Genomic DNA, 12,377 nt, shown 5'->3' on the forward strand with positions numbered 1-12,377 from the left:
GTGATAGCTTGATATCTATGGCCAAGGACGTAGGCACGAAGAACATCCTGTTACGGCTGGACCCGGAGCTGGCCGAGCGGCTGCAGACGGTGGCTGAAGTCGAGGGACGTTCGGTGTCCGACGTGGCGCGGGAGGCGATCGCGTCCCTGGTCGACCAGCGCCGCGGCGACCAGCGATTCAGCCGGCTGCTGGAGGAGAACCTCGCCCGGCACGAGCGCTCACTGCGCCGCCTCCGCGAAGACGACTGATGAAACACCTCGATCTGTACGACGTACTGGCCGTCGCGGCCCGGGTGCTCGAGTGCGACCCGGCCGCGGCGATCCGTAGTACGGAACTGGATGTGGTGGACGCCGTACTGCGGGAGGTCGCGGAGCTGGACGACTTGGTCGACGCGGCGGCGCTCCTCCTGTCGGGGCTGGTTCGAGGGTGTCCGTTCAGCGGGTGGAACCGCCGGGTCAGCGTCGCGGTGACGCTGCAGCTCCTCGCGCTGAACGGGTGCGATCTGCGATTGGAGCCGGTCGAGGAGCTCGACGACCTGCTGGATCGGATCGGGGCCGGCGAAGCCTCATCCTCGGCAGTCGCCGAGCTGTTGCGAGCGCGGCTGAACAGCCCACTCGCCTTCGCGTCGTTGGCGTCCTTCGCGCTGGAAGGGCCTACCTGGGAGGAGACCGTCATGTACGAGAAGTTCAGCGACGCAGCCAGGCAGGTCGTCGCACTGGCACAGGAGCAGGCGAGGGACCTTCACCATCAGTACATCGGCACCGAGCATCTGCTGCTCGGTCTGCTCGAGGAGAACACGGGGGTTGCCGCGCAGGTGCTGGCCGGCTGCGGGGTCAGTGCGCCGGCGGTGCGCACGTTCGTCGAGGAGACCGTCGGGCGGGGGCAGGACGAGTCGTCAGGGTTCGTGCCGTTCACGCCGCGGGCTAAGAAGGTGCTGGAGCTGAGCCACAAGGTGTCGCTCCAGCTCGGCAGTGACCGCATCGGCACCGAGCATCTGCTCCTCGGCCTGCTCCAGGAAGGTGGCGGCCTCGCGGCACAGGCGATCGTCAAAGGCGGTACGGATCTGTCGCACCTCAAACGTCAACTGATGCAGACGATCGAGCAGCGCAAGCGCGCCGAGGCCGCCGTCCAGGGCTTCCTCACCGAAGGCGCCCAGCACAGCGGCACGTGGGTCACTCACGACCGCGGACGCCACCTCGTCGGCGAGCTCAACACCATCCTCGACGAGAACGAACGCCTCCACGAGGAGATCACCCGCCTGCGCCAGAAACTCCGCGCCCACGACATCGACCCCGACGACTGAAGGCCGCGGCCACCCCAGTAGGGCGTACCGGCCGACTGGTGCCCGGCTGCAACTGGGTCAGGTGGCGGCGAGGCGGGCCTTCTCGCCGTCGACGTCGAAGTCCGCCTTGGGCCATTGCGGGTCGAGGTTCTGGAGGGTCTCCAGGAGCAGGCTGGTGACGGCCCAGTTGCGGTACCACTTGCGGTCGCTGGGGATGACGTACCACGGGGCCTCGGGAGTGTTGCAGTTCTCGAGGGCGCCTTGGTAGGCCTCGCTGTAGGCGGGCCAGAGTTCACGCTCGTCGACGTCGCTGGGGTTGTACTTCCAGTGCTTCGTCGGGTCGTCCAGCCGGGCGTCCAGGCGGGCCCTCTGCTCGTCGGCCGAGATGTGCAGGAAGCACTTCACCACGGTGATGCCCGACTCCCCGAGCTCGGCCTCGAACTCGTTGATCTGCCCGTACCGGCGGTTCCACACCGGCGGCGCGACCAGGTTGCGGACCCGGGCGATCAGAACGTCCTCGTAGTGCGAGCGGTCGAAGATCCCGATGTAGCCCGCCTCGGGCAGAGCCTGCTTGATCCGCCAGAGGAACCCGCGCCGCTTCTCGGCCGGAGTCGGCGCCTTGAACGAGGTGATCCGCAGACCCTGGGGATCCATCAGCCCGGCGCCGTGCCGGATGACGCCGCCCTTGCCGGACGTGTCCATGCCCTGCAGGACCAGGAGGATGCTCCGCTGACCGTCCGTGCGCCCCTCGGCGTACAGGCGTTCCTGGTAGTCCGAGATCTTGGGCCCGAGCTCGTCGAGGGCGACCTTGCCCTCGTCCTTCGAGCCGGAGAATCCGGTGGTCGCGCGGCTGTCCCACTTGCTCAGGTCGACCGGTCCGGGCGGCACCCGGAGCTCGTCCAGCAGCTTCCCCGACCGCGCCTCGTCCGACCCCTCGTTCTTCGCCATTCCCCCATCCTGCCGCATCCGGGTCTCCGATCGGGGCAGGTTCGCCGGTACTGCGACACGCGCTGCCTTCGGCGCCTCCACAGCACCAGCTCGATCACCAGCGCGCCGACAAGGCCGGCGGGTAGGGCGATCACACCCCACACAAGCCCTTCGAGACCGGCGAGCTCGCACTCAGTTCGGCTGGCCGGCCCCTTCGCGAGCCAGCGCGATCAGGCGCGAGACAGCGCGCAGGTACTTCTTCCGGTAGCCGCCCTTCAGCATGTCGGGCGAGAACATCCGATCGAGCGGCACTCCCCCGGCCAGCAGCGGGATGTCCCGGTCGTACAACCGGTCGGCGAGCACCACCAGCCGGAGGGCGACGTTCTCGTCGGTCAGCTCGCGGATGTCGGTGATCCCGACCGCCTCGACCCCATCCAGCAGCGCGCCGTACTTGCTCGGGTGCAACTCCGCGAGATGCCGATAGAGATCCACGAAGTGATCACACGAGGCCCCGGGCAGTTCCGCGGTCACCTGCTCGACCCGTTCGTCGGTCAACGGCTCCGGAGCCACCGGCAGCCCTCGATGGCGGTAGTCCGGCCCGTCGATCCGCCGTGCGTCGAAGTGCGCGGCGAGGCCCTGGATCTCGCGGAGGAAGTCGATCGCCTGGAACCGTCCCTCGCCGAGCTTGTCCGGCAGGGTGTTCGAGGTCGCCGCCAACTGGACGCCGGCCTCCACCAACTGCCCGAGCAGCCGCGAGATCAGGACGGTGTCGCCGGGATCGTCGAGCTCGAACTCGTCGATACAGATCAACCGGTACGCCGACAGCGCCTCGACCGCCGGGCGCATCCCCAGCGCGCCGACCAGGTTCGTCAGCTCGACAAAGGTGCAGTACATCTTCGGCCCGGTCGACTCGTGCCACAACGACGCCAGCAGGTGCGTCTTGCCCACTCCGAACCCACCGTCCAGGTACAGACCGGGCTTCCCGGTGGGCTCAGGACGCGAGCCGCGCAGGCGGGACCACAGAGAACGCTCTCGCCGGGGTTCGGCGAGCACCGCGCCACGCTCCCGCAGTACTGCGAGGGCCTCCGACTGGCTCGGCTCCGAGGGATCCGGCCGGTACGTCCCGAACCGCACGTCGGAGAACCGCGGCGGCGGTACGCATTCCGACAGCAACCGATCCGGACTGACCTCCGGCCGGCGCTCAGTCAGACGAATCGGCACCCCCACACCCTACGAGCCCGCCGACCCCGACGGCCGCGGAGGAGTGAGACAAGGCATGGAAACAACAGGGAAACAACGCTGTGACCTTGACCGCTTTCTTACTTTCAGTTAGGAAGTTGTTATCGGGGTCCACAGCCGGCTGGAATGACCGAGGAGTCAGCATGGGTGATCGGCAAGTCCCAACCCTGTCCGCCACACCGTTCCGACGGCGCAGCCTGCTCAAGGGGGCGCTCGGCGGGGCCGCCGCCCTCGGGCTCGGCCCGGTGCTCGCGGCGTGCGGAGGGAGCGACAGCGGTGGAGGTACGACGAGCGGCGGCAAGGCCGTCGTCCGAATGTGGTCCTGGTACAGCGACCAGGAGGATCAGTTCCCCAAACTGATCGAGAAGTTCGAGGCGGCCAACAGCAACATCAAGATCGAGAACCGGATCTTCGGCACCCCCGACCAGTACCTGCCGGCCCTGCAGGCCGCGGTCGCGGGCGGCGACGTACCGGAGATCTTCGCGCCGCACACGCGCGCGCTGACCTACGGCACCGGCGGCATCTCGGCCGACCTGAAGAAGGATCTCGGTGACGACTTCCTGAAGGACTTCTTCGACTCCGCCAACCAGGAGTACACCCTGGACGGCAAGCAGTACGCGGTCGGCTGGATGGCGCAGACGTTCGGCCTGTTCTACAACCCCGCGATGCTGAAGCAGGCCGGTGTCGGCGAGGACGAGATCGAGACCTGGGACGACCTGATCGCGGCGGCGGCGAAGATCCGTGCCATCGGCAAACACCCGGTGGCGCTCAGCTGCAACCCGACGACCAGCTCGCTGGACTTCTTCCTGCCGCTGCTCACTCAGGTCGCCGACGACCCGACCTTCTACCTCAAGCTCGACCAGCTCCAGGACGGCCTGACCTACGAGGACCCCAAGGTCGTCCAGGCGCTCGAGCTGAACCAGAAGATCGTCAAGGGCGGCGTCTTCCAGCCCGGCACCACGGGCACCAGCGGCGACCAGGTTCCGCAGATCTTCTACACCGGCAAGTCCGCGATGCTGTTCAACGGCTCGTGGACCCCGCAGGGCCTGTCCAAGGACGCCCCCGCGGCGTTCGCGAAGAGCTACAAGGTGATGAAGACGCCGGCCATCGCGGCGGGCAAGCGGCACTGGTGCGCGAACCAGGCCGGCGCCGGCTGGGCGGTCTCGGAGACGAGCAAGAACAAGGACGCCGCGCTGGAGTTCCTGAAGTTCCTGTACTCCGCGGACCAGTACTCCCCCACCATGAACGACTCGAACTCGATGCCGGCCACGAAGAGCGCCGCGGGCCGGATCGAGCTGCCGGTGATGAAGCAGATGACCTCGTGGCTGCTCGACGGCGACGGGTGCCCGCACATCCCCTTCGGGCCGGGCTCGGTCGCGGCCGGCGACCCGCTGTCGAAGATCTTCGACAGCACCGGGCAGCCCGAGGCCGTTGCGAAGGAGATGCAGCAGGCCGTGCTGAACGCGAAGGGCGGCTGATTCAGTGGCGACCACCTTGACCGCTCGCCCGAGCTCCCCCGCACCGGCGCCCCGGAGTACGAAGCCTCACCGCTTCGGGTCGCCGCTGCGGAGGTCGCAGCGGGTGGCGGGGTACCTGTTCGTGCTGCCCACGTTCGCGTTGTTCGTGGGCTTCGTGCTCTGGCCGATCGTCTACACGGCCTACCTGAGCCTGACCGCTTGGGGCGGCTTCGGGGCGCCGCGGTTCGTCGGCTTCGACAACTACAGCCGGATGCTCGGCGACCCGGTGGCGCGCCGGGCGATGATCGTGACGCTGGTCTACACCGCCGTCACCACCGTGGTGCTGACCTTCCTCGGCCTGTTCATCGCGGTGCTGGTCAACTCAGTCTGGAAGCACGTCGGCGTACTGGTGCGGACGATCCTGTTCATCCCCGGGATCGTCTCGTTCGTCGTGTCCGGCGTGCTCTGGAAGCTGATCTACGACCCGAACATCGGCACCCTCAACCAGATCCTCGGCGCGATCGGGCTGGACTCCCTGCAGCATCCCTGGCTGGCCGACCAGAAGACGGTGCTGCCGGCCATCATCGTGGTGTCGATCTGGGGCGGCCTCGGCTTCAACATGCTGATCTTCTTCGCCGGCATCCAGGGCATCGATCCCAGCCTGTACGAGGCGGCCGAGGTGGACGGCGCGAACAAGTCCCAGCAGTTCTGGAACGTCACCGTGCCGAGCCTGCGGGTGGTGACCGGGCTGGTGGTCAGTCTCGGGCTGCTCAACGGGTTCAAGGCGTTCGACATCATCTTCGTGATGACGGGTGGCGGCCCCAACCACGGCAGCGAAGTACTGGGCACTTATCTGTACTCGCTGGCGTTCGGGTCCACCTCCGGGTCGATCCCGCAGCTCGGCTACGCCAGCGCGTTCAGTGTGGTGACGATGGTGCTCTGCACGATCGCCGTCATCGCCCAGCTCTGGCTGACCAGGAGGGCGGACCGATGACGACGACAGAAACCATTCGTACTGCGACGCCGACCGAGCCGGTGGGCCACAAACCGTTCAGGTTCTTGCTCGGCAAGAGCTTCGCGACGTTCGTGCTGCTGCCGTTCTGCGTGCTGATGGCGTTCCCGTTCGTGTGGATGCTGCTCACCTCGATGCGCGAGGCGAACACGATCTTCGGCGGCACGTTCTTCCCGCGGAAGTTCACCTTCGCCGGCTACTCGACCGCGTGGACGTCGATCCAGTTCCCGCTGCACTTCTGGAACAGCGTCTGGATCACCTCGGTCACGGTGATCGGCGTGCTCGTCTTCGCCACCCTGAGCGGCTACGCCTTCGCGAAGCTGGACTTCCCGTTCCGCAACACGCTGTTCGTGTTGTTGCTGCTGACGCTGATGATGCCGTCGACGGCGCTGATCATCCCGCTCTACCTGCAGCTCAAGGCGTTCGGGCTGCTGGACACCCAGGTCGGCCTGCTGATCCTGTACATCTCGGGCTCGGCGCCGTTCGCGATGTTCCTGATGCGGGCGTTCTTCCAGACGTTGCCGGACGAGCTGATCGAGGCCGCCCGGGTCGACGGCGGAAGCGAGTTCACCATCTTCCGCCGGGTGATCCTGCCGCTCACCCGACCCGGAATCGCCACGGTGGTGATCTTCCAGTTCCTGCAGACCTGGAACGAGTTCCTGATCGCGGACACCGTGCTGCGCAACACCGACTCGCTCCCGCTGCAGCCCGTCCTCTTCAGCCTGATGGGCCAGTACTCGACCGACTGGCCGGCCCTCACCGCCGGCCTCACCCTGTCCGTCATCCCGGTCGTCGTGGTCTACGTCCGGATGCAGCGGCAGTTCGTCGCCGGGATGATGCTCGGCGCCGTCAAGAGCTGACCCCGCTCCCCTGAGTGAAACGGAGAATCCATGCCCATCAAGAACGTCGTCGTCAACTGCACCGACGTGCAGCGCTCGGTCGAGTACTACACGAAGTTCCTCGAGCTCCGGCTGGTCAGCGAGGCGACGCCGCGGAGCGCGCTCCTGGACGCGGTGACGGCGACCATCGAGCTCCGGGCGGTCGCCGCGGGCCGGGACCAGAGCACCTGGGTGGGTGACGACCTGCAGAAGGGCTTCCGGCACATCGGCTTCAAGGTCGACCGGCTCGACGAGCGCGCCAACGTGCTCAAGGCGGGCGGAGTGGAGTTCAAGCTGGACCCGCTCGACGCCGAGGGCAAGGTCCGGATCTGCTTCTTCTACGACCCGGACGGCACCCTGCTGGAGATGATCCAGGGCGACCTGCAGTACGCCGAGGTGCTGGACCCGGACGGAGTGGCCGCGGAGCGCGCTCTCGGCGTTCCCGGACGGCCGCGGTTCGACCACGTCGCCGTCACTATCGAGGACCGCCCGACCACGGACAAGTACTACCGGGACAACTTCGGCTTCTCCTTCATCGGCACGATCGAGCAGCCGCACGACCCCCGCGGTTTCAGCATCGGCTACCTCAAGTCCGGCGACACCGTGCTCGAGGTCTTCACCTACAACGCGGAGAAGTCGTCGCGTGCGCCGCAGCTCGACGTCGCCGGTTTCGCGTACGCCGAGCTCGCCGGTGACCCGCCGCCGGACCTGACCGCGGCCACCGCCCCCGACGGCACCACCGTATACGTCGACCCGGACGGGTTCGCCTTCTCCGCCAGGCCTACCGTATGAACGTCGCACCACCGCGGCAGCAGGGCGATAGCGAGGGGTGCGCATGACGAGTCCGTCCACCGACGACTGGCTCCGGCCGCTGGGTTCCACCGGCCTGACGGTGTCCGCCGTCTGCGCCGGTGGCGCGCTGCTGGCCGGCATGCCCGAGGTCTTCGGGTACGACGTCACCCGGGCCGAGGCGGTCGCCGTCGTACGGCGGGTACTGGACAGCCCGCTGCGGTGGATCGACACCTCCAACGGGTACGGCGACGGCGAGAGCGAGCTCCGGATCGGCCAGGCGATCGCCGAGCACGGTGGGCTGCCGGACGACTTCCTGGTCGCCACCAAGGTGGATGCCGATGGCAAGGACTACTCCGGCGCCCGGGTCCGCGCGAGTGTTGCCGAGAGCAAGCAGCGGCTCGGGCTCGACCAGTTGCCGCTGGTGTATCTGCACGATCCCGAGTTCCACGACTTCGACAGCATGCGGGACGCGGTCGACACCCTGATGAAGCTCCGCGACGAGGGCGAGATCGGGCACGTCGGCCTGGCCGGCGGCAACACGAAGGAGCTGACCCGGTACCTCGACCTGGGCGGCTTCGAGGCCGTGCTCGTGCACAACCGGTGGAGCCTGGTCGACCACAGTGCCGGTGCGCTGATCGAGAGAGCGGTCTCCGACGGGATCGCGGTGGTGAACGCCGCGATCTACGGCGGCGGCATCCTGGCGAACCCGTCCGGCGGCTTGGCCAAGTACGGCTACCGCGAGGCACCCGCGGCTCTGCTCGAAGCGGTCGCGGAGATGGACAAGGCGTGCCGCGACCACGGCATCGACCTGGTCACCGCCGCGCTGCAGCACTCCGTGAACAACCCCCGCATCAGCGCCACAGTGATCGGGTTCAGCAAGCCCGCGCGGGTGGACCAGCTGATCGCGTCCCTGGAGACGGAGATCCCGGCAGACCTGTCGGACCGGCTCGCCGAACTGATGCCCGACAAGCAGTACTGGCTGGAGGAGACACCGTGACGAACTTTCCGGACGGATTCGTCTGGGGCGCGGCCACCGCGTCGTACCAGGTCGAGGGAGCGGTCTCCGAGGACGGCCGCGGGCCGAGCATCTGGGACACCTTCGCGCACACGCCGGGCCGGATCGCGGACGGCGAGAACGGAGACGTCGCCGACGACCACTACCACCGGTACGCCGAGGACATCCGGCTGCTCGCCGACCTCGGGTTGAAGGCGTACCGGTTCTCCATCGCATGGCCGCGGGTGATCCCGATGGGCAGCGGAGCCGCCAATCCGGCCGGACTCGACTTCTACCGTCGCCTGGCCGAGACGTGCCTGGAGAACGGCGTCACGCCGTACGCGACGCTCTATCACTGGGATCTGCCGCAGTCGCTGGAGGACGCCGGCGGGTGGCTCGTCCGCGACACGGCCGAGCGGTTCCGGGACTACGCGGCGATCACGCACGCCGCGCTCTCCGACGTGGTCAAGCACTGGATGACGCTGAACGAGCCGTGGTGCTCGGCATTCCTCGGCTACGGGAACGGAGAACACGCTCCCGGACGGACCGAGGGCGCCGACGCGCTGAAGGCCGTGCATCACCTGATGCTCGGCCACGGACTCGCGCTCCAGGCGATCCGCTCGCCCGAGACGACCGTGGGGATTGCGCTCAACCCGGCGCCTGTGCACGCGGCGTCGGACTCCGAGGCCGACCGCGATGCCGCCCGGCGAGCCGACGGCCTCCGGAACCGGATGTTCCTGGATCCGCTGCTGCTCGGAAAGTACCCGGCGGATGTGCTGGAAGACACCGGCATGACGGAGTGGTTCGCGCAGTACGAAGCTGATCTGCCGGTGATCTCGTCGCCGCTGGACTTCATCGGCGTGAACTACTACTGCCCGCAGACCGTGGCCGCGCCGGACGGGCCGATCTCCGCGCCGGGGACACCGAGCACCCTGCCGGGCAGCGAGAATCTCGTCACCGTCGACACCGGGCTGGACAAGACGCAGATGGGCTGGCCGATCGAGCCGGGCGGCCTGCGGGACACGCTGAAGATGATCAACGACCTCGCGCCGACGTTGCCGCTGTACGTCACGGAGAACGGGTCCGCGTACCCGGACGAGGTGACCGCGGACGGGCGGATCGAGGACACCGAGCGGCAGCAGTACCTCGAACAGCACCTCGAGGTCACCCGGCAGGTCGTCGAGGAAGGCCTTCCGCTGAAGGGCTACTTCGCCTGGTCGCTGATCGACAACTTCGAGTGGTCGTGGGGGTTCAGCCGGCGGTTCGGGCTGATCCACGTCGACTACAGCACGCAGGAACGCAAGCTCAAGAACAGCGCACTCTGGCTCCGCGACTTCCTCGAGGCCTAGCTCGGGCGTCGGCCCTCAGCGATGGATCATCAACCGCTGAGGGCCACTCGAAGTGGTCGCGCAGTCAGCCGCTCAGGGCTCCTCGGTTGGCGGTCTGGTGGGGGGTCAGTTGGCTGTGCAGGACGAGTGAGGCGGCGCCGAGGGCCGCGGCGCTGGGGCCGAGCTTGGACAGCTCCACCCGGGTCGGATGCATCGCCCGGACGAACGACAGCCGGTTGATCTCCGCGGACGCCACCCGGACGTAGATCTCGCCCGCCTCGCTGAAGCCAGGCCCGGCCAGGATGATCTGATCCAGGTCCAGCAGGTTGGTGATCGACAGCAGCGCCTTGGCCAGATAGGTCGCCGACTCCTCGATCAGGGCCAGACACCTCGGCTCCCCGGACGCCGCCGCCCGGGCGATCCTCGCGAAGTCCGACCGGATCGCCGAACGCCTGCCGCGCAGCCCGAGATCGGCTGTCAGCGACTTGTCCTGCTCCGCCAGGCTCACCACCCGCGCCGGCGCGGCCAGGCCCTCCAGGCAACCGCGGCCGCCGCACCAGCAGTCCGGGCCGTTCACGTCGAGCACCATGTGCCCGATCTCCCCGACGTTCGACGAGGAGCCGCGGTAGACGTCGCCGTTGGTGACCAGGCCGAGCCCGAAACCGGCCGCCATGTAGACGGTGGCGAAGTCGTTGGCCGACGGGATCCGGCCGGTCCAGAACTCGCCGATCGCGGCGCAGGTCGAGTCGTTCTCCACGACGATCGGGTGGTCGATCGCGGCGCTCAGGGTGTCGCGGACGGCGAACGGCTCCCAGGCGTACTTGTTCGCGTTCGCCCGCAGCAACTGGTCTCCCCCGCCCTGCCGGCCGGCCAGTGCGACGCCGACCCCGACGAGCGTCGCGGGCTCGATGCTGGTCTTGACGATCAGGTCCTCGAGCTCGGCGGTCAGTCTCTTGATCACGGTCGCCGGGGTGTCGCGGCCGATGCCCTTGGCGGACAATTGCTCGATCACCCGGCCGTTCATGTCCGTGACGACGTAGGTGGTGCTCGGAGTGTCGATCGAGATGCCCACGGCGTGCCGGGCGCGCGGGTTGAACTGCAGCAGGGTGGCCCGTTTACCGCCCGTGGGGTCGCCCAGCCCGGTCTCGATGATCAGCCCGTCGGCCAGCAACTGCTTCACCACCCGGGAGATCGAGGCGCCGGTCAGCCCCGACCGGTCCGCCAGGTCGACCCGGGTCACCACACCGCTCGACCGGATCAGGTCCAGGATCGCGCTGTGCGTCTCCTGCGCTGTCGCACCTTTCAAGATCTTCGCCACGGCAAACTCCCTCCCGCCCGCACTTTAGTACACAACGTAAGGAAGTGGGGATGGCTCACGTCAGGTTTGACCTCAACAGAAGTTGAGGTCGTAGCGTGACGAGCATCCTACAGACACGATGATCAAGCAGGAGGTCTGATGCACGCGGTGCGGTTGCACGAGTTCGGTCCCGCCGAGAACCTGTCGTACGAACAGGTTCTCGACCCTGTCCCCGGTGCCGGGCAGGTGCGGATCGCGGTGGAGGCCGCCGGGGTGCATCTGCTGGACACCGCTCTCCGCGCCGGTACTGCGGGCGGTGGACCGGTCGCTCCCCCGCAGTTGCCCACGATTCCCGGCCGCGAGGTCGCCGGCACGGTCGACGCCGTGGGACCCGACGTGGATCAGGCGTGGCTCGGCAAGCGCGTCGTGGTGCACCTCGGCCCGGTCCCCGGCGGGTACGCCGAGCAGGCCGTGGCGAAGGTGGAGTCCCTCCACGAGATCCCGGACCACCTCGACGGGGCGACAGCGGTGGCCACCATCGGAACCGGCAGAACGGCCGCAGGCATTCTGGAGCAAGCCGCACTCAGCGCGGACGACGTAGTACTGGTGACTGCTGCCGCAGGTGGGATGGGCAGCCTCTTCGTCCAGAGCGCTCGCAACGTCGGAGCCACTGTTGTCGGACTCGCCGGTGGCCCGGAGAAGGTCAGGCAGGTGCGGGACCTCGGCGCGCAGTACGCGATCGACTACACCGCCGGCGACTGGACTGAACAGGTCAAGGAGCACCTGGCCGAGCGGGAGCTCACCGTAGTACTGGACGGCGTGGGCGGAGAGAACGGGCAGAAGGCGTTCGACCTGCTGGGAGTCGGCGGCCGGATCCTGATGTTCGGCTGGTCAGGTGGCGGTCCGGTCCAGGTGACGACCGAGGACCTGATGGACCGCGGTCTCACCGCGACCTGGGCGATCGGCCCCAAGCTGATGCGCAAGCTCCGCGCACTGGAGACAGCGGCCCTCCAGGAGTCGGTGGAGGGTCGTTGGGCGCCAGTGGTCACCCGCTTCCCGCTGGCGAAGGCCGCCGACGCCCACCGAGCCCTGGAGAACCGCGAGACCATCGGCAAGGTCGTCCTGATCCCCTGACAAATACAGTCACTGTCGCCGTGTAGGAGCCGGCTGG

The 12,377-nt window shown here is 68.0% G+C and carries 12 protein-coding genes; 9 read left to right on the forward strand and 3 right to left on the reverse strand.

Annotated features, from left to right (window positions below; translation table 11 throughout):
- The first annotated feature begins 17 nt into the window (after positions 1-17).
- Both EV644_RS25225 and EV644_RS46530 read left to right on the forward strand, forming a co-directional pair.
- The gene (locus EV644_RS25225; RefSeq protein ID WP_132191200.1) at positions 18-248 is read left to right on the forward strand and encodes a ribbon-helix-helix protein, CopG family; all 231 of its coding nucleotides are present in this window, start codon (positions 18-20) and stop codon (positions 246-248) included.
- Positions 248-1,303: a Clp protease N-terminal domain-containing protein gene (locus tag EV644_RS46530; protein ID WP_132191201.1), complete on the forward strand. Its 1,056-nt coding sequence runs from the start codon at positions 248-250 to the stop codon at positions 1,301-1,303. The genes EV644_RS25225 and EV644_RS46530 overlap by 1 nt, the downstream gene beginning before the upstream one ends.
- Positions 1,304-1,360: 57 nt before the next feature.
- Here EV644_RS46530 and EV644_RS25235 read toward each other — a convergent pair whose 3' ends face one another.
- Both EV644_RS25235 and zapE read right to left on the reverse strand, forming a co-directional pair.
- Entirely contained in the window at positions 1,361-2,230 is an 870-nt protein-coding gene (locus EV644_RS25235; RefSeq protein WP_132191202.1) for a polyphosphate kinase 2 family protein, read from the reverse strand.
- 171 nt (positions 2,231-2,401) lie between these two features.
- The gene (zapE, locus tag EV644_RS25240; protein ID WP_132191203.1) at positions 2,402-3,430 is read right to left on the reverse strand and encodes a cell division protein ZapE; all 1,029 of its coding nucleotides are present in this window, start codon (positions 3,428-3,430) and stop codon (positions 2,402-2,404) included.
- A gap of 161 nt (positions 3,431-3,591) precedes the next feature.
- Between zapE and EV644_RS25245 the strand changes: the two genes are divergently transcribed.
- The 6 genes from EV644_RS25245 to EV644_RS25270 all read left to right on the forward strand — a co-directional run bounded on the left by EV644_RS25245 (position 3,592) and on the right by EV644_RS25270 (position 9,930).
- Positions 3,592-4,926: an ABC transporter substrate-binding protein gene (locus tag EV644_RS25245; protein WP_132191204.1), complete on the forward strand. Its 1,335-nt coding sequence runs from the start codon at positions 3,592-3,594 to the stop codon at positions 4,924-4,926.
- Positions 4,927-5,029: 103 nt separating this feature from the next.
- Positions 5,030-5,899, forward strand: coding sequence for a carbohydrate ABC transporter permease (locus EV644_RS25250; RefSeq protein WP_132191205.1), 870 nt, complete (start codon positions 5,030-5,032; stop codon positions 5,897-5,899).
- The gene (locus EV644_RS25255; RefSeq protein WP_132191206.1) at positions 5,896-6,777 is read left to right on the forward strand and encodes a carbohydrate ABC transporter permease; all 882 of its coding nucleotides are present in this window, start codon (positions 5,896-5,898) and stop codon (positions 6,775-6,777) included. Before EV644_RS25250 ends, EV644_RS25255 begins: the two co-directional genes overlap by 4 nt.
- Before the next feature lie 30 nt (positions 6,778-6,807).
- Positions 6,808-7,587, forward strand: coding sequence for a VOC family protein (locus tag EV644_RS25260; RefSeq protein ID WP_132191207.1), 780 nt, complete (start codon positions 6,808-6,810; stop codon positions 7,585-7,587).
- 43 nt (positions 7,588-7,630) lie between these two features.
- Positions 7,631-8,584: an aldo/keto reductase gene (locus EV644_RS25265; protein WP_132191208.1), complete on the forward strand. Its 954-nt coding sequence runs from the start codon at positions 7,631-7,633 to the stop codon at positions 8,582-8,584.
- Positions 8,581-9,930, forward strand: coding sequence for a GH1 family beta-glucosidase (locus EV644_RS25270; RefSeq protein WP_241998740.1), 1,350 nt, complete (start codon positions 8,581-8,583; stop codon positions 9,928-9,930). The genes EV644_RS25265 and EV644_RS25270 overlap by 4 nt, the downstream gene beginning before the upstream one ends.
- 64 nt (positions 9,931-9,994) lie before the next feature.
- On the opposite strand, the gene EV644_RS25275 is transcribed toward EV644_RS25270, so the two are convergent.
- Positions 9,995-11,227: an ROK family transcriptional regulator gene (locus EV644_RS25275; protein WP_132191209.1), complete on the reverse strand. Its 1,233-nt coding sequence runs from the start codon at positions 11,225-11,227 to the stop codon at positions 9,995-9,997.
- Between the two features lie 138 nt (positions 11,228-11,365).
- Here EV644_RS25275 and EV644_RS25280 point away from each other — a divergent pair, with 138 nt between their 5' ends.
- On the forward strand, positions 11,366-12,340 hold the full coding sequence (locus EV644_RS25280; protein WP_132191210.1) for a zinc-binding dehydrogenase: 975 nt from the start codon (positions 11,366-11,368) through the stop codon (positions 12,338-12,340).
- Positions 12,341-12,377: the final 37 nt, after the last annotated feature.

The organism is Kribbella orskensis (assembly GCF_004342085.1).
GTDB classification, from domain to species: Bacteria; Actinomycetota; Actinomycetes; order Propionibacteriales; family Kribbellaceae; genus Kribbella; species Kribbella orskensis.